This is a genomic window from Pseudomonas sp. NPDC007930 (assembly GCF_042958985.1).
Taxonomy (GTDB): domain Bacteria; phylum Pseudomonadota; class Gammaproteobacteria; order Pseudomonadales; family Pseudomonadaceae; genus Aquipseudomonas.
On record NZ_JBIBKC010000016.1, the window covers coordinates 44830 to 61355 of the forward strand.

Consider the following 16526-nt stretch of genomic DNA (forward strand, 5'->3'; position numbering starts at 1 on the left):
TTCATTGCTCCGTTGCAGGGTTGAAGGGGGCGGCGCCCGGCGCCTGGTCGGTGCCGATGGGCTGCTTGACCATCAGCGCATAGATGGCCGCGCCGAGCACGGCGATCACCCCGCTGGCGACCAGCGCCTGTTCATAATGGCCGGAGGTTTGCACGATCCAGCCGGTGATCACCGGCGCGAACGAGCCACCGAGATAACCGCCGAAGTTCTGAATGCTCGCCACTGAGCCCACCAATTGCCGCGGCGCAATCACCCCGACCATGGTCCAGCAGGCGGCACTGGCGAGGTTGATGAAGAACATCGCCAGGCAGATCAGCACCATCGCCCAGGTCAGGTCGGGGGTGTAGGCCGCGGGGATGGTGGTCAGCGCCGCACCGAGCAGGCCGATGCCAACGGTCAGCTTGCGGCTGCCCAGCAGCGGTGCCCGGCGCCGGGCGAAGAAGTCAGCGATCTGCCCAGCGCTGATCATGCCAAGCGCGCCAAACAGGTAGGGCACCGCCACTAGCCAGCCGGTGCGCGCCACCGACACGCCACGGTCGTGCTCCAGGTAGGCCGGCAGCCAGGTGAGGTACAGCCAGACCATGTACACCACACAGGCGTAGCCCAGCACCATGCCCCAGGTAGAGCGGTAGGCGAATAGGCTGCGCCAGCTCGGCCGTTGCCGTTGCTCGGCGGCGGCGGCCTCGGCCTGGGCGTCGTAGAGGTAGGCTTCATCCTCGGCGCTCAATACCCGCTCGCTGCGGTTGCGGTACATCGCGTACCAGCCAATGCCGATCAGCAAGCCGGCGACGCCGGTGATGATGAACATCCAGCGCCAGCCGAAGCCGAGCATGATCGCCGTGAGCAACGGTGGCGCTATGCACGGGCCGATGCAACTGGAGGCAATGAACAGGCCGGTGGGGCCGCCGCGCTCGCGCACCGCGAACCACTCGGTGATCACCTTGGCCCCGGCCGGGAACAGCGGCGACTCCCCTACCCCCAACAGGGTACGGGCCAGAATGAACTGGCTGAAGCTGTTGACCATGCCGCAAGTCATCTGCACCAGCGACCATACGCAGATGCCCGCGCCCAGCACCAGGCGGTTGCCCAGGCGGTCGAGCAACGGCCCCACCGGCAGTTGGGAAAACGCATAGGCCAGGGAAAACGCCGACAGCAGCCAGCCCATTTCGGTAGGGGTCAGGCCCAGTTCACCGCGGATGGCGGTGTTGGCCATCGACAGCGCGCTGCGGTCGATGTAGTTGACCAGCCCGGCCATGATCAACAGCGTCATGGCCAGCCACTGGATGCGTCTGAGGTGGGGCGATTTGTTTGCAAGGGTGTGCATGGGGCATCTCTCTATTGTCATTGTTTTCGAGAATGCTCAGCCCCCGCCGGGCAGCCGTGGCCGCCAGCGCAAAGGCCGGGCAAGGGCCCGCCAGCGACGGCGGGCTACACCGGGGTCATTACAATGGGCTGGGGAAGGCCACGCCGAGGCGCTGGGCGCAGCCTTGCAGCGCCGCCACCACCGCCGGGTGCAACAACAGCCCGTGCTCGCGAGCGTGCTGGCGTTTTTCCAGGCCTGCGTGGCCAGGCAGGCGCACTGGCTGGGCTGGGTCCCGCGGGGTGCTGGCCTTGACCAACTGCGCCAGGTAGCCGGTCTCTTCGATGAACGCACCCAGCCCGCCGAAGGCGCGCGGGTCGACCATCAGTACCGTGGCTGAGGCGCCCCAGTGCTCGGGGTGGTCCTTGCGGCCGTGGCCGGCTAGCGCAGAGGTCAGCGCTTCGACCAACAGCCCGAGGGCAAAGCCCTTGTGGCCGAACTCCAGCCCACCCAGCGGCAGGATGCTGCCCGGCGGGTCGCTGAAGAACGCCGCCGGGTCGCTGCTTACCTCACCGCTGTGGCTGACCACTACCGGGTGCGGCAACGCTTCGCCGCGGTCGCGGCATTGCGCGAGCAGGCCCAGGGTGATGGTCGACATGCTCACATCGAGCAGGATCGGCAAGCCCGGGGTGGGGATGCCGGCGGCGATCGGGTTGGGCGTCAGCACCGGGGTGGCGCCGCCGTGGGCACTGACCAGCCGCGCGGCTGGGTCAGAGGAATAGAGAATCGGCAACAGCCCTTGCTCGGTATAGGGCAGCAGGTACGCCGCCAGGCAGCCGATGTGCCCGGCGCGGCGCACCACCGCCATGCCCACCCCGCCGCGCGCGGCAGCCTGGGCGGCAAAGCTCAACGCCTCGCTGACCGCGTAGGGCCCGAGTACATAGTGGCCATCGAACAGCCCGCTGGCTGGCCCGTTGCTCACCACTTCAAGGGCCTCGGCGCGCGCCTGTAGCTCGCCGTCAAGTACGCCCTGCAGGTAACGCGCGACCAGGTTCAGGCCGTGGGTGCGGTGGCCGAGCAGCTCGCCCTCGAGCAGCACCGTGGCCACACTGCGTGCCACCGGCGCATCGGCCCCGGCCTCGGTGAACAGCGCCTCGACCAGCGCCGACAGCTGTTGTACGGCAAAACGTGTGTTGTTCATGGCTTGCGGCGTCTCTGTTGTGATTGTTCTGGAGAGTTCGCCGGCGCCCTGCCCTGGCAAGGCGCCGCGTGGGTTCAGCGGATGAACTGCTCGACATAGTCGCCGCCCAGGCCCACGGCCTCGTAATGCTGGCGGCACATGTCGATCTTGGTGAATACGTCTTCGTAGCCCACGTTCTCGCCCCACGGGTCGACGTAGTACATGCAGCCCTGCACGTTGAACAGGGTGATCATCTCGGTCACGCCCTCGTCGACCACCAGGGTGTGGGTCTCTCCCGGCGGCTCGAAGGCGTAGCCGCCTTCGGTGGCTTCCCAGTCGTGTTCCAGGTAGCGCCAGCGGCCCTTGATCACGTAGGCATGCACCGGGCCCGGGTGGCGGTGGCGGCTGAGCACGCCAGACTTACGCACCCGCAGCAGGTTGATCCAATAGCCAGCGCTGCGGTTCAGGCACAACGGGCGGAACCATACGTTCTCGGCCTGGGGCACCCAGATGCGTTCGTCTTCGGGCACCACCGGCGCCACCACCAGGTCGGGCAGCATGCCTTGGGGCTGGGCGTACTGGAATGGCATGCGCTTGAGTTGGTCGGGGGTGTAAGCGGCTGATCGCGGGGTGTGGGTGGACATGGTTGTTGTTCTCCGTCCATATTGTGGATTAACAGTCCACAATATGATTTATCTTTGCGCCGCTGCTGTCAAGGCCGATTGCCGGTTCAGCGTGGGCAACGTGCCCTCAGCGCCCCCATGAAAAAGCCCGCCGAAGCGGGCCAAGGTTCCAAGCACACCCCGTGAACGGTCAGCCCTTGTTCTTCTGGTACACGTCGACGAACACCGCCGCCAACAGCACCGCGCCCTTGATCATCTGTTGGTAGTCCACGCCGATGCCCATGATCGACATGCCGTTGTTCAGCACCCCCATGATGAATGCGCCGATCACCACCCCCACCACCTTGCCCACGCCACCGGACGCCGAGGCGCCACCGATGAACACCGCGGCGATCACGTCCAGTTCGAAGCCCATGCCCGCGCGCGGCGTGGCGCTGTTCAGCCGCGCGGCGAAAATCAGCCCCGCCACCGCGGCCAGCACGCCCATGTTGACGAAGGTGAAGAAGGTCACCCGCGCAGTGTTGATGCCCGACAGCCGCGCCGCCTTGAGGTTGCCGCCCACGGCGTAGACCCAGCGGCCCACCACCGTGCGGTTCATGATGAAGGTGTACAGGCCGATCAGTACCGACATGATGATCAGCACCGCTGGCAGCCCGCGGTAGGTCGCCAGCACGTAGCAGAAGCCGACGATCAGCCCCGCCAGCACACCGTTGCGCACCCAGAACAACGCCAATGGCATGCCCGCGGCGCCGCCCTTGATCAGCCGCCGGCGGGCGCGCCATTCGATCCAGACGAAGCTGGCGGCCACCACCGCCCCCAGCAGCATCGAGGTGACGCGCAAGCCCGCGCCCTGGAACGGGTCAGGCAAAAACCCTGCGCTCATCAGCACGAAGGCATCCGGGAACGGCCCGATCGACTGCCCCTGGGAAATCGCGATGGTCGCGCCGCGGAAGATCAGCATCCCGCCCAGGGTGACGATGAATGACGGCATGCCCCAGAACGCCACCCAGTACCCCTGGGCAGCGCCGATCAAGCCGCCGGCAAACAGGCAGATCAACGATACCGAAACGAAGTCGAGGCGGTACTGCACCATCAGCACCGCGGCGATCGAGCCGACCACGCCGACGATCGAGCCGACGGACAAGTCGATGTGCCCGCACACGATCACCATCAACATGCCCAGCGCCATCACCACGATGTAGCTGTTCTGCAGCACCAGGTTGGTCAGGTTCAGCGGCTGCAACAGGGCGCCGCCGGTGGCGAACTGAAAGAACACCACGATCACCAGCAGCGAGGTGAGCAGGCCGTATTCACGCACCCTGCGCTTCAAGGCCGGGAGCATGCTGTGCTTGGGCGCCACGGGGGCGATTGCGTCACTCACTGGATCACCTCGTTTTTCATGATTGCATGCATGATCTGCGCTTGAGAGGCCTCGGCGGCGCTGAACTCGCCAACGAAGCGCCCTTCGTTCATTACATAGATCCGGTCACAGGTACCGAGCAGTTCGGGCATCTCCGAAGAGATCATCACCACGCACTTACCCTTGGCCACCACGTCGTTGACCACGCCGTAGATTTCATACTTGGCGCCCACGTCGATGCCGCGGGTAGGCTCATCGAGGATCAGCACCTCGGGCGCGGAGAACAGCCACTTGGCCAGCACCACCTTCTGCTGGTTGCCGCCACTGAGGCGCTCCACCGGTTGGCGCAGGTCGGGGCTGCGAATGCGCAGGGCCTTGCGGTAGCCGTCGCCCACCTCGCCCTCCTCCTGTTCGTTGACCACCCAGCGCCGCGCCAGCGACTTGAGGCTGGCCAGGCTGACGTTGCGGCCGATGCCATCGCCCAGCAGCAGCCCCAGGCCTTTACGGTCTTCGGTGGCGTAGGCCAGGCCGTTGTCGATGGCCTTGCGCACGCTGCTGAGGTCTACCGGCTGGCCCGCCAGGGTCACGCTGCCGCGGGGGTTGCGGCCGAACGAGCGGCCGAACAGGCTCATCGCCAATTCCGTGCGGCCAGCACCCATCAGCCCGGCGATGCCCACCACCTCACCGCGGCGCACGTGAAAACTCACGTTCTTGATAAAGTCCTGCCCCGGCCGCTCCGGGTGCTCGACCGACCAACCGCTGACCCGCAGCAGCACCTCACCCAGCTGCGGCGCGCGCGGCGGATAGCGGTCGGCCAACTCGCGCCCGACCATCGCCTGCACCACGCGGTTCTCGCTCAGTTCGGCGCCGCGGCAGTCGATCACGTCCACCGTGGCGCCGTCGCGGATCACCGTGACCCCATCGGCCACCCGCGCAATCTCGTTGAGCTTGTGGGAGATGATGATCGAGGTAATGCCCCGTTCCTTGAGTTCGAGCATCAGTTGCAGCAGGCGCTCGCTGTCGGTTTCGTTGAGGCTGGCGGTCGGCTCGTCGAGGATCAGCAAGCGCACGTCCTTGGCCAGTGCCTTGGCGATCTCCACCAGTTGCTGCTGGCCAATGCCCAACTGTTTGACCAGCGTCTGCGGCGGCAGGTTGAGGCCGACCTTATCGAGCAGGGCCTTGGCCCGAGTGTGCGCCAGGGACCAGTCGATCACCCCGTGGCGGGCCACTTCATGGCCGAGGAAGAGGTTTTCGGTGATCGACAGCATCGGCACCAGCGCCAGCTCCTGGTGGATGATGCAGATGCCCAGCGCTTCGCTGTCCTTCAGGCCCTGGAACTGCCGCTCGCTGCCGTCGAAGCGCACCACGCCCTGGTAGGAGCCAGCCGGGTACACGCCGCTGAGGATCTTCATCAGGGTGGATTTGCCCGCGCCGTTCTCGCCACAGATGGCGTGGATCTCCCCGCGTTCCACTTGCAGGCTGACGTTGCTCAGCGCCTTGACCGCGCCGAAGGTTTTCTGGATGCCACGCATGTCCAGCAAGGTATTCGCCATGTTCTTTCCCTCATGGCCCGGCCGCGCGCCGGTGCTGCCCAGGGCAACGCCAGCGGCCGGCCTGGCGCGTTACTGCAGGCGGTCTGCGGTGTAGTAGCCGGTGTCGATCAGGGCCTTCTGCACGCTGCCCTTCTCCACCAGTACCGGGGTCAGCAGCTGGGTGGGCACCACCATCGCGCCGTTGTCGTATGAGGTGGTGTCGTTGACCGCCACCGGCTTGCCCTGCAGGGCCGCGTCCATCATGTTCGAGGCGGCCTGGGCCAGCGCGCGGGTGTCCTTGAATACCGTGGAGAACTGATCGCCACGCATGATCGCCTTCACGCTGGGAATCTCGGCATCCTGGCCAGTGACCACTGGCATCGCCGCGCCGCCCTGGCCATAGCCCACTCCGCGCAGGGAAGACACCACGCCCCCGGCGATCTGGTCGTTCATCGCCAGCACCGCGTCGAGGTGGGCATTGCCGTAGAAGGCGCTGAGAATGTTGTCCATGCGCGACTGCGCCAGGGCACCGTCCCAGTTGGGCGTGGCCACCTGTTCAAGCTTCACCTGGCCGCTGCGCACCACCAGCTTGCCGCTGTCGATGTAGGGTTGCAGCTTGGCCATCACACCGGCGTACACCACGTGGGCGTTGTTGTCGTCGGTGGAGCCGGCGAAGATCTCCAGGTTGAACGGGCCCTTGCCCTGGGCCAGCCCCAGCGCCTCGACGATCGACTGCCCTTGCAGTACACCGGTCTGGTAGTTGTCGAAGGTGGCGTAGTAGTCGAAGTCTTTCGAGCCGCGGATCAGCCGGTCATAGGAGATCACCTTGATGCCCTTGGCCTTGGCCTGCTTGAGCACGTCGGTCATGGTGGTGCCGTCGATGGGGCCGATGATCAGGCCCTTGACGCCCTTGACCAGCAGGTTTTCGATCTGCGAAAGCTGGGTAGGTACTTCGTATTGGGCGTACTGGATGTCTGTGCTGTAACCCAGTTTCTGCAGGGTGTCGACGATGCTGTTGCCATCGTTCACCCAGCGCGCTTCGGTCTTCGACGGCATCGAGATACCGATCAGGCCCTTGCTGTTCTTGTCTTCTTTCGAGCAGCCGGCAACTGCCGCCACCACTAGAACAGCGGCGGCCACTTTGATCCACTTACGCATGGTCGTTCTACCTGTATTCGTAGATTTGTTGTTGTTTTACAGCGCAGCCCCGCCCCCCTTGCGGGGGCAGGTTGAAACCGTCACACCCGCAAGCGCTTAGCCCAGGCGTACCTCGCGGCCATCCTGGTCGGACGATGCGAACAGCGCCTCCAGCAGCAGGTTGATGTTGTGTGCCTGGCTGGCCGGCACCACCGACGGCGTACCGCCCCTCAGCGCGCCGACGAACGCCGCCGCTTCACGGTCGAAGTACACCGGGTTGCCGATCTCGGCCACCTCCGGCGAGTACACGGTTTTGCGCACCGCCCAGATTTCCGGAAAGCTGGTTTCGTTCCAGTGGGTCCAGCCCTCGGCGTGGCCGTTCTTGCCATCGTGGTACAGCTTGTACGAGGCCGGCATCGGCGTGGAGTGCATGATCCCGTGGGTGCCATAGGCGGTGATGTCCCAGGCTTCGGTCCAGGGCAGCGGGTCCCAGCTCATGAAGTCGATGGTCACTACCTTGTCGGGGTAGTTGAGGATCGCCGCGGCGGCGTCTTCCCGCGCGCTGTCGCTCATCTGCCCGGCGAACTTGGTGATCCGCGCGTTCACCGATTGCGGCATGCCGAAGTGCAGCAGGATGCGGTCGATGGTGTGGCAGCCGATCACGTAGAACGCCCCGCCGCGGTCGCCGGGTTGTTTCATGTGGTTCGAATCGGCTTCGTCGTGGGAGCAACCGGCATGGGCACGCACCTGCAGTACCTTGCCGATCTCACCGCTGCGCAGTACTTGCTGCATTTTTTCAACCGACGGTGCGAAGCGCCAGCAGTAACCCACTTGGAACAAGCCGCCGGTGCGCTCGACCGCCTCGACGATCCGCTGGGTATCGTGGGAGCCGCGCCCGGCGGGTTTCTCGCACAACACCGCCTTGCCAGCTTGCAGCGCCTCGATGGCCCAGTCGGCCATCAGGTAGCTTTTCGGGTGCACCAGCACGATGTCGACGTTCGGGTCCGCGAGGATTTCGTCCTTGCCACGCGGCTGCAGCTCCATCGCTTCGGCGAAGGGCGTGAGCAACGGGCTGTCGTCGTAGGCCCCCAGGAACTGCACACCGGGAATGCGCTTGAAGGCCTTCACGCGGCCCGAGGTGTGCGGGTGGGTGATGCCCAGGCAGGCGACGCCCAGGGGTTTGACCGTGTTGTTCTGCGACATGTAAGGCTCCTTTGCATAAGGCCAGGCGCTGCCGCGCCCGCCGTGGCTCACAACGTAATGGCGCGGCCGCTGCGCACCGACTCCACCGCCACATCGGCCAGGCGCAAGGCCTGGAGGCCGTCGCGCGGCGTGATCGGCATGGGTTTTTCGCCGGCCACCGCGGCCACGAAGGCATCGAGCTCAGCCTTGTAGGCTTGCTGGTAGCGCTCGAGGAAGAAATTCAGCAGCGGTTCGCGGGCGTCGGTGGCGCTCTGGTTCCAGCGGCGCAGCGTGGTGGGGCGCAGGTTGTCTTGCAACAGCATGCCCTTGGAGCCGAACACTTCGATGCGCTGGTCATAGCCGTATACCGCCTGGCGGCAGTTGTTGATGTGGCACTGCTTACCGGAAGCGGTCTTCATGTGCACCATGGCGGTGTCGTAGTCGTCGTACTTTTCCATCAATGCCGGGTCGACCAGGCGGCTGCCCATGGCGGTCAGCTCTACCGGTTCTTCGCCGAGCAGCCAGCGGCCGATGTCGAGGTCATGGATGGTCATGTCGCGGAAGATGCCACCACTGCTGCGAATGTAGTCTTCCGGCGCCAGGCCCGGGTCGCGGCTGGAGATGATCACCTGGCGCACCTCGCCGATCTCGCCAGCGTCGATGGCCTGGCGCATGGCGGCGAAGGTGGTTTCGAAACGGCGGTTGAAGGCAAGCATCACCCGGCCGTTGAGCGCTTCGATTTCTTCCACCGCGGCCTGGCTTTTCAACAGGTCGAGGTCGATGGGCTTCTCGCAAAGCACCGCCTTGCCCTGGCGCACCGCGCGCATCATCAACTGGATGTGGGTGTTGGTGGGGGTGCCGATGACGATGGCGTCGACGTCATTGCGGTCGATGGCCGCTTCGCAGTCGGTCATGGCGTCGGCGCCCAGGGCACCGGCCAGCGACTGCGCGGCGCTGGCGTAGGGGTCAGCCACGGCGATCAGCCGGGCCTGGGGGTTGGCGGCGACGTTGGCGGCGTGGATCTTGCCGATGCGCCCGGCGCCGAGCACTGCGATTGCGACCATGGTGTGACTCCTGTTGTTCTTGGAATAAGGTAAAAGCAGGTTTAGAAGCGCAGGCCTTCGAACTGCGCCATGGTGCTGTCGAAGGCGCGCTTGGCGACCACCTCCAAAGGCAGCTTGCGCAACTCGGCGGAAATCAACTCGACCCCCCACGGGCCCGTGTAACCGGTGTCGAGAATCGCCTGGGCAAAGCCGGGAATGTCCAGCTCACCCTCACCGCAGCACTTGCGGTGGTGAGTGGAGTCATTGAACACATCGCCTACCAGCGCCAGGTTGGCGTCGTCGATTTCCACACCCTTGATCAGCTCAGCGGGGATCTTCGCGATTTCGCTGAAGGCCATGCCACCGCGGGCAATGTGCCAACTGTCTACCATCAGCCCACCGTTGGCGCGCAGGCCCTGGGCCACGGCCAGGGCCTTGTCGATGGTGTTGCAGCTGGAGAACGGCAAGAACTCGATGGCCACGTCGACCTTGTACTTGGCTGCTTCGTCGCAGAGCACGCCGAAGGCGTCGCGCATCACGCCCACATCGAGGTCGGTTTCAAACAGCCCCGCGGCGCACTTGAGGCGAGTCGCGCCTACGGCATCGGCCACTTCCAGCAGTTGCTGGCGGACGCGGTCCGAGGCGGTGCGGCGCTCGCAGGTCAGGTGCCAGTCAACCAGGAATTCAACCTCCAGGTGGCGCATGCCGTTGTCCTGGAATATCTGCCTGACGGTGTTGATGCCGAGTTTTTCGATGTTATGGAGAATGTCTTCATACACCAGCCCCATGCCCTTCCAGCCGGCCTTGGCGGCGGCCTGGGCCCGCGCTTGCAGGCTGAACGGGCTGATCTCGCTGGGCGCGCCGGGGTAAGTGTCGCCGGCGATCGTCCAGTAGGAGGCGATGAGCTCGATAGGGTGGCTTGGCATGGCAATGATCACTCTCTTGGCAAAGTGGGTGCGGGCACTGGCCGCGCGGGGGCTGAACCGGAACGTGAAACCACAGCCAAGAAGTGCCCATTGCCAAGGGCAACGGGGGCGGCTAAACAGGCGCCGCGGGGGGTGGGCATCGAGCAGGCAATGCTGTTCATGAACTTCGCCACTTCTTGTTTTTATGGACGTTGGGCCAGAGTCTAATTTCTCCCACCATGCGATAAAAGCCGTATGATCGGGATACAGCTTCCCACCTGGCGCAAAAATAGAACCATGGACCCGCTTAAAGAAGTCGAATTGTTCGTTCAAGTGGCCGAAGCCGGCAGCATCAGCAAGGCGGCCGAGCGCCTGGGTGTGTCGGTGTCTGCCGCGAGCCGGGCGTTGATCGCCCTGGAAGCGCGCCTCGGCGTGCGCCTGGTACAGCGCACCACCCGGCAGCTGTCACTGACCGAAGTGGGCGCGGAGTTCTACCGCCGTACCCGCTCGGTGCTGGCCGACCTGCGCGAGGCCGAAAGCGTCGCCCGCGACGCGGTGGTCAAGCCCAGCGGGGTACTGCGGGTCACCGCTTCGCTGTCGTTCTGCCTGCTGCACATCGAGCCGCTGCTGCCGGCCTTCACCGCCCGCTATCCAGACATCAGCGTCGACATCGTCGCCGCCAACCGCTACCTCGACGTGATGGAAAACAACGTCGACGTGGCCATCCGCACCCGGCAGTTCGAGGCTGACAACAACCTCACTATTCGCCGCTTGGCCGAGACGCGGCGGGTGCTGGCGGCCTCGCCGGCCTATCTGGAGCGCCACGGCGTGCCCAAGCACCCGATGGAACTGATTCGCCACAAGATGTTGGTGTACGACTACGCGATCAACCCGACCGAGCTGCCATTCAAAGGGCGCCAGGAGGCGGTGCGGGTGAACGTGCCCTCGTTCATCTCGGCCAACGATGGCCAGGTACTGGTGAATGCCGCGCTCAATGACCTGGGCATTCTGGTGCAGCCCAAGTACATCGTGTATGACCACCTGCAACGCGGTGAGTTGGTGGCCGTGCTCGATGACTGGGACCTGCCGCGGCTGACCATGAACATTGCCTTCCAGACTCGCCGGCACATGCCGGCCAAGGTGCGCTTGTTCATTGAGGCGCTGGCCGAGCGGTTCCGCGAGAACAACTTCGAGCGGCTATGGACGAAGTGATTGCGGTTTTTCACCCATGAAATAAACATTTCCAGATTCGGCGTTTTATGTCGGTTGCCGGAATTATAGGCTGCGGTTCGAGCGATGGGCCCTGCGCCTGGCACCGCCGGCCTCCCGAAACAGCCAGCATGGGAGGGCCCTGATTCCAAACAACAAAAGGAACCGACCCGTGGCGATCAAAGACTTCACCTACACCGGCCTGCCGGCCCGCGTTATCTTTGGCCGTGGTGCCCTGCGCCAACTGGAAGCGGAAATCGACCACCTCGGCTCGCGCCGCGCGCTGGTGCTCTCCACCCCAGAACAGCGCGACCAGGCCGAGCGCATCGCCGACATCCTCGGCCCACGCTCGGCGGGCGTGTTCGCCAAGGCCGTGATGCATGTGCCGATCGAAACCGCCCGCGAGGCCCGCGAGGTGGCGCAACAACTCGGCGCCGACTGCGCGGTGGCGATCGGCGGCGGCTCCACCACTGGCTTGGGCAAGGCCATCGCGCTGGAATCCGGGTTGCCGATCCTGGCAATCCCCACCACCTATGCTGGCTCGGAAATGACCCCGGTCTACGGCCTCACCGAAAACGGTATCAAGCGCACCGGCAAAGACATCCGCGTGCTGCCCAAAACCGTGATCTACGACCCTGAGCTGACCACTACCCTGCCGCTGGAACTGTCCATCACCAGCGGTATGAACGCCATTGCCCACGCCGCCGAAGGCTTGTACGCCCAGGATGGCAACCCGGTGATGTCACTGCTCGCCGAAGAAGGCATCCGCGCCCTGGCCGAGGGCCTGAAGCGCCTGGCGCAAGCCCCGGCGGACCTCGACGCGCGCGCCGATTGCCTGTACGGCGCTTGGCTGTGCAGCACGGTGCTGGGTAACGTCGGCATGGCCCTGCACCACAAGCTGTGCCACACCCTGGGCGGCAGCTTCAACCTGCCCCACGCGCCCACTCACACCATCGTGCTGCCCCACGCCATCGCCTACAACGAGCAGGCCGCCCCTGAAGCGGCCCAGCGCATTCTGCGCGCCCTCGGCGCCAGCGGCTCGGCCGGTGGCGCGTTGCACGACCTAGCCCGTAGCCTTGGCGCGCCAACCACGCTCAAGGCCCTCGGGGTGAGCGAGGCTGACCTCGACAAAGCCACCGGCATCGCCCTCGCCAACCCCTACTGGAACCCGCGGCCGATCGAGCGCGAGGCCATTCGCGGCTTGCTGCAGAACGCCTTCGAAGGCAACCGCCCGGCCTGAGCCCGCACCGGCGTCGGCCTTAGCGGGTCCAGTAACGCTCGTACTCGCTGGCCTTGAAATGCTCGAGCAGAAAGTCGATGAACAAACGGGTTTTCGCCGGCATATAGCGGCGGTCCTGGAAGGCCAAGTTGATCGTCAGCCGCGGCAGGTCCCAGTCATCGAGCACGGGCACCAGCCGGCCGGCGACCAGGTCGTCATAGATGATGTACTTGGGCTGCACCAGGATCCCCGCCCCGGCCAACGCCGCCGCGCGCAGAATCTGCCCGTCGTTGGACTCCATCGTCGGCTGCACCTTGATGCTCGCCCGCTCGCCGCCACGCGCGAACTCCATCTGGTTGGGGTGGTTGGCGTGGCTGTAGATCAGCACGTCATGGCCTTCGAGCGCCGCCACCGTGGCCGGTACGCCGCGCCGGGCCAAGTACTTCGGCGAGGCCGCGAGCACCCGCCGGGTTTGCGCCAGGCGGCGGATGGTGATGCTGGAGTCGGCCTCGAACTCACGGGTACGGATGGCCAGGTCGATGTCGCTGTCCATGATGTCGTAGTAACGGTTGGCGCCGATCACCTTGACCTTGATGCCGGGGTAGAGCTTTTGGAAGGCCGGCACCAGCGGTGCCAGGTGCAACATGGCGAACGACACCGTGGCGGTGACTGTCAGCGTGCCGGTGGGCTCGACCAGCGCTGCGTTGACCGATGCCTCGGCATCGGCCATCGACGCCAGTACGCCCTTGCAGCGCGCATAGAACTCATGCCCGGCATGGGTCAGCGACAGGCGGCGAGTGTTGCGCTCGACCAGGCGCACCCCCAGGCGCGCCTCAAGCGCCGCCAGGTGGCGGCTGGCGGCGGCGTTGGAGATGTCCAGCTTCTCTGCGGCCCTGCTCAGGGTGCCCAGCTCGGCGGTGTGCACGAACAACTCGATTTCAACGAAGCGATCCACTCGGCCACCTTTGTTATTATTTCACCTGTGAAATAAAGAATTTCATCTTCAGTGTTTTATTCCACTCAGCGGCACTTTAGCGTAGTTGTACCTGATCGGGAAAGGTTGCGCGGCCAACCCTTCCAACGTACCCACAACAAAAAGTGAACAAGGGCTTCCCATGCGAAATCTTGACGAGCACACCATTACCCAAGCGGTGCTGGCGCGAAACGCCCAGCCCGACAACGAGCGCCTGCGGGAGATCATGACCAGCCTGGTGCAGCACCTGCACGCCTTCGCCCGCGAAACCCATCTCACCGAGGCAGAGTGGGAAACCGGCATCGAATTCCTCACCGCGGTCGGGCAGATCTGCACGCCGCAGCGCCAGGAATTCATCCTGCTCTCCGACACCCTGGGGCTGTCGACGCTGGTCACCGCGCAGAACCACAAAAAACCTGAGGGCTGCACCGAAGCCACGGTGTTCGGGCCGTTCCATGTGCAGGGCGCGCCCAGCTTCGATCTCGGCGCCGACATCAGCACCGGCCTGCCGGGCACCCCGTGGTTCGTCAAAGGCCAGGTGCGCGACATCCACGGCGCACCGGTACCGCACGCCGTGATCGAGGTGTGGCAGGCCGATGAAGCCGGTTTCTATGACGTGCAAAAGCCCGCGGGCGTGGCCGGTGATTACCAGGGCCGCGCGGTGCTGCAGGCCGATGCCTACGGCCACTACCACTTCAAGACCATCGTCCCCGAGTGCTACCCCATCCCCCACGACGGCCCGGTGGGCAAGATGCTCGAGGCGCTCAACCGCCACCCGTGGCGCCCGGCCCATCTGCACTTCATGATCGTCAGCCCAGACCACGAACGGCTGGTCACCCACGTGTTCCGCGAAGGCGGCGAATACCTCGATTCCGATGCCGTGTTCGGCGTGCGCTCTTCGCTGATCGCCGAGTGGCAGCGCCATGAGCCCGGCACCGACCCCTACGGCAACCCGATCGACCAGTTGTTCTACACCCTCGATTTCGACTTCGTTCTCAACCCACGCAGCCGCTAACGCTCAATCCCCCTGGGAGCACCCCATGCAATCGGTCAAACATATCGTCATGTGGAACTTGCGTGGCGACAGCGAGCAAGAGCGCAGCGCGAACATTCAGAAGCTCAAAACGGAATTCGAATCCATCCGCCATGAAATCCCCGGCCTGAAACTGCTCGAGATCGGCGTGGACTTCAGCCAGATCGATTATGCCTGTGACGTGGTGCTGTATTCGGAGTTCGACTCCCTCGAGGCCCTTAAAGGCTATGCAGCGCATCCGGCGCACCTGCGGGTACGCGAGGCGCTGGGCAACCTGCGCACCGATCGTTATCAGGTGGATTACTTTGCCTAAGGGGATACACCCCGAGGCAGGCTGGGGTCGAGTATTTCGGCGGCGCCGGGCGGAGGGCCGCCAAGGCTCGGCCACCGCCTGAAAAGCCCACCCTGAGGGGTGGGCTTTTTGACTCAGAACTTGGCCAAAAACTTCAACCCCGCCACCCAGGCATCGTCCACTTCACTCACCCCGCCCGGGTGGGCGATGTACTGAAGGTTCGGCCGCAGGGTCAGCCACGGCGTGACGGCAAAACCATAATGCACTTCGGCGTCGTACTCGGTGCCGCGTACCGGCGCAAAGGCAGGGTTGTCATAATCGCTGATACCCGCCAGGGCATTGGCCAGCCTGGCCCGCGCGGCGGCGTCGTCGTTCACGTGGATGCGCGCCACGCCCACGCCGAAATCATCCAGCGGCCGGGCGTCGAACAGGCCCTTGTACACAAACCCCGCCTGCACGAAGTTGTCGACCAAGTTGGTCGCCTTGTCGTGCACGGTGGCATTGAAGAAAACGCTAAGGCCGCGGTTGGGGTTGCCGTCACGGGCGGTGAGTTGCTGCTGGGCTACCACCCAGGCGCCGTGCTTGCTGCCATGGCTTTTGAAATCGCCGCCGCTCACTGGCTGCGGCTGGCCGTCGGCGCCGGTATACAGGTCATCGGCCTTAGCGCTGCTGTAGTAGTAACCCAGCCGGTACTCGCCCGGCAGGTTATTCAGCTTCGGCGCCCACACCAGCTCCACTGGCACCAGCGCGCCTTGGCTACCGCTGCCGCTGAGTTTGAAGCCATTGCCGGTCTCCAGGTTGGAGGGGTTGACCTCGAACGCCCCGACCTGGGCAAATACCTCGGGGTTAAGCTGGTACTTCAGGCGGATCGCCCACTGGCTCACCGGCCAGTTGTACCACACCGAACCGGCCCAGTTGGCCGCCTGGGCACCACAGAAGGCGTTGTTCTGGAACTCACACGGGAAGGTGTTGAAGTCTTCGCCTTCACCAAAGCGGCCAACCTTCACATCCAGCGCGCCGTCGTAAAAACCCTTGCTCAACCACAATTGAGTGAGCCGCCAGGTCTGGCCACGGCCGTACACCTCGGAGGTCGAACTGAGCATGCCAGCGCGGGGGTCGCTGATGCGGTCGTTGGCCAGGTTGCGCCCGCTGCGCTCGGTAACCATCAGTTGGAACACCGCATCCTGCCAGCCGGCGATCTTCTGCAGGTCAAGCTTGGCGCCCAGCGCCACCTGGTCGGTGTAGCGCGCGGTGTGCTGTTTGTCATAGCCGCCGTGCACGTTGGCGGCGGCCTCGCCCACGTACTCCAGGGTGAAGTCATAGCCCTGGTCATAAAGCGCCGCGCGCTGCCCGCCCCAATCGCCCAACGCATATTGGGCCGCGCTGAACGGCGCCGCCCCCGCGGAGCACGCCCCCAAGCCCAGCAACCCCAACAGCGCCGAACCCAACGCCGGGCGCGCGAACGCCGCCCCGGCAAAAGCAGATTTACCCATCGTCCACACTCCTGGTTTTTTATTGTTTTACCTACGGCCATCGGC

At 64.9% G+C, this 16526-nt stretch carries 15 protein-coding genes; 4 read left to right on the plus strand and 11 right to left on the minus strand.

The window, feature by feature from the left end:
- Window position 1: 1 nt before the first annotated feature.
- The 9 genes from ACFZCE_RS23130 to ACFZCE_RS23170 all read right to left on the minus strand — a co-directional run bounded on the left by ACFZCE_RS23130 (window position 2) and on the right by ACFZCE_RS23170 (window position 10283).
- A complete protein-coding gene (locus tag ACFZCE_RS23130; protein ID WP_390942864.1) occupies window positions 2–1324 on the minus strand; it encodes an MFS transporter in 1323 nt (440 codons plus the stop codon).
- A gap of 118 nt (window positions 1325–1442) precedes the next feature.
- On the minus strand, window positions 1443–2501 hold the full coding sequence (locus ACFZCE_RS23135) for an Ldh family oxidoreductase (RefSeq protein ID WP_390942865.1): 1059 nt from the start codon (window positions 2499–2501) through the stop codon (window positions 1443–1445).
- 74 nt (window positions 2502–2575) lie between these two features.
- Window positions 2576–3124 (minus strand): cupin domain-containing protein, encoded by a 549-nt coding sequence (locus ACFZCE_RS23140; protein WP_390942866.1) that lies wholly within the window; start codon window positions 3122–3124, stop codon window positions 2576–2578.
- A gap of 169 nt (window positions 3125–3293) precedes the next feature.
- Complete coding sequence (gene mmsB / locus ACFZCE_RS23145) at window positions 3294–4445, minus strand: multiple monosaccharide ABC transporter permease (RefSeq protein WP_390942903.1); 1152 nt, start codon at window positions 4443–4445, stop codon at window positions 3294–3296.
- A 35-nt stretch (window positions 4446–4480) separates the two neighbouring features.
- Window positions 4481–6016, minus strand: a complete 1536-nt coding sequence (gene mmsA, locus ACFZCE_RS23150; RefSeq protein ID WP_390942867.1) for a multiple monosaccharide ABC transporter ATP-binding protein — start codon at window positions 6014–6016, stop codon at window positions 4481–4483.
- Between the two features lie 69 nt (window positions 6017–6085).
- Window positions 6086–7153, minus strand: coding sequence for a multiple monosaccharide ABC transporter substrate-binding protein (gene chvE / locus ACFZCE_RS23155; RefSeq protein WP_390942868.1), 1068 nt, complete (start codon window positions 7151–7153; stop codon window positions 6086–6088).
- A gap of 96 nt (window positions 7154–7249) precedes the next feature.
- Window positions 7250–8335 (minus strand): Gfo/Idh/MocA family oxidoreductase, encoded by a 1086-nt coding sequence (locus ACFZCE_RS23160; RefSeq protein ID WP_390942869.1) that lies wholly within the window; start codon window positions 8333–8335, stop codon window positions 7250–7252.
- Window positions 8336–8382: 47 nt separating this feature from the next.
- Window positions 8383–9378: an inositol 2-dehydrogenase gene (gene iolG / locus ACFZCE_RS23165; RefSeq protein WP_390942870.1), complete on the minus strand. Its 996-nt coding sequence runs from the start codon at window positions 9376–9378 to the stop codon at window positions 8383–8385.
- Window positions 9379–9419: 41 nt separating this feature from the next.
- Complete coding sequence (locus ACFZCE_RS23170) at window positions 9420–10283, minus strand: TIM barrel protein (RefSeq protein ID WP_390942871.1); 864 nt, start codon at window positions 10281–10283, stop codon at window positions 9420–9422.
- A gap of 276 nt (window positions 10284–10559) precedes the next feature.
- On the opposite strand from ACFZCE_RS23170, the gene ACFZCE_RS23175 reads away from it, so the two are divergent.
- Complete coding sequence (locus ACFZCE_RS23175; RefSeq protein WP_390942872.1) at window positions 10560–11474, plus strand: LysR substrate-binding domain-containing protein; 915 nt, start codon at window positions 10560–10562, stop codon at window positions 11472–11474.
- A gap of 169 nt (window positions 11475–11643) precedes the next feature.
- Entirely contained in the window at window positions 11644–12711 is a 1068-nt protein-coding gene (locus ACFZCE_RS23180) for an iron-containing alcohol dehydrogenase (protein ID WP_390942873.1), read from the plus strand.
- A gap of 19 nt (window positions 12712–12730) precedes the next feature.
- Here ACFZCE_RS23180 and ACFZCE_RS23185 read toward each other — a convergent pair whose 3' ends face one another.
- Window positions 12731–13645: a LysR substrate-binding domain-containing protein gene (locus ACFZCE_RS23185; RefSeq protein ID WP_390942874.1), complete on the minus strand. Its 915-nt coding sequence runs from the start codon at window positions 13643–13645 to the stop codon at window positions 12731–12733.
- 160 nt (window positions 13646–13805) lie between these two features.
- Here ACFZCE_RS23185 and ACFZCE_RS23190 point away from each other — a divergent pair, with 160 nt between their 5' ends.
- Both ACFZCE_RS23190 and ACFZCE_RS23195 read left to right on the plus strand, forming a co-directional pair.
- Window positions 13806–14678 (plus strand): dioxygenase, encoded by an 873-nt coding sequence (locus tag ACFZCE_RS23190; protein ID WP_390942875.1) that lies wholly within the window; start codon window positions 13806–13808, stop codon window positions 14676–14678.
- A 25-nt stretch (window positions 14679–14703) separates the two neighbouring features.
- Window positions 14704–15009 carry a Dabb family protein gene (locus ACFZCE_RS23195; protein WP_390942876.1) on the plus strand — a complete coding sequence of 102 codons (306 nt, stop codon included), beginning with the start codon at window positions 14704–14706 and terminating at the stop codon, window positions 15007–15009.
- 113 nt (window positions 15010–15122) lie between these two features.
- Here ACFZCE_RS23195 and ACFZCE_RS23200 read toward each other — a convergent pair whose 3' ends face one another.
- Window positions 15123–16481, minus strand: a complete 1359-nt coding sequence (locus tag ACFZCE_RS23200; protein ID WP_390942877.1) for a carbohydrate porin — start codon at window positions 16479–16481, stop codon at window positions 15123–15125.
- Window positions 16482–16526: the final 45 nt, after the last annotated feature.

Coding starts and splice junctions, on each gene's coding strand:
- ACFZCE_RS23130 (WP_390942864.1), bottom strand. CDS start 1,324: ATGCACACCCTTGCAAACAAATCGCCCCACCTCAGACGCATCCAGTGG.
- ACFZCE_RS23135 (WP_390942865.1), bottom strand. CDS start 2,501: ATGAACAACACACGTTTTGCCGTACAACAGCTGTCGGCGCTGGTCGAG.
- ACFZCE_RS23140 (WP_390942866.1), bottom strand. CDS start 3,124: ATGTCCACCCACACCCCGCGATCAGCCGCTTACACCCCCGACCAACTC.
- mmsB (WP_390942903.1), bottom strand. CDS start 4,445: ATGCTCCCGGCCTTGAAGCGCAGGGTGCGTGAATACGGCCTGCTCACC.
- mmsA (WP_390942867.1), bottom strand. CDS start 6,016: ATGGCGAATACCTTGCTGGACATGCGTGGCATCCAGAAAACCTTCGGC.
- chvE (WP_390942868.1), bottom strand. CDS start 7,153: ATGCGTAAGTGGATCAAAGTGGCCGCCGCTGTTCTAGTGGTGGCGGCA.
- ACFZCE_RS23160 (WP_390942869.1), bottom strand. CDS start 8,335: ATGTCGCAGAACAACACGGTCAAACCCCTGGGCGTCGCCTGCCTGGGC.
- iolG (WP_390942870.1), bottom strand. CDS start 9,378: ATGGTCGCAATCGCAGTGCTCGGCGCCGGGCGCATCGGCAAGATCCAC.
- ACFZCE_RS23170 (WP_390942871.1), bottom strand. CDS start 10,283: ATGCCAAGCCACCCTATCGAGCTCATCGCCTCCTACTGGACGATCGCC.
- ACFZCE_RS23175 (WP_390942872.1), top strand. CDS start 10,560: ATGGACCCGCTTAAAGAAGTCGAATTGTTCGTTCAAGTGGCCGAAGCC.
- ACFZCE_RS23190 (WP_390942875.1), top strand. CDS start 13,806: ATGCGAAATCTTGACGAGCACACCATTACCCAAGCGGTGCTGGCGCGA.
- ACFZCE_RS23195 (WP_390942876.1), top strand. CDS start 14,704: ATGCAATCGGTCAAACATATCGTCATGTGGAACTTGCGTGGCGACAGC.
- ACFZCE_RS23200 (WP_390942877.1), bottom strand. CDS start 16,481: ATGGGTAAATCTGCTTTTGCCGGGGCGGCGTTCGCGCGCCCGGCGTTG.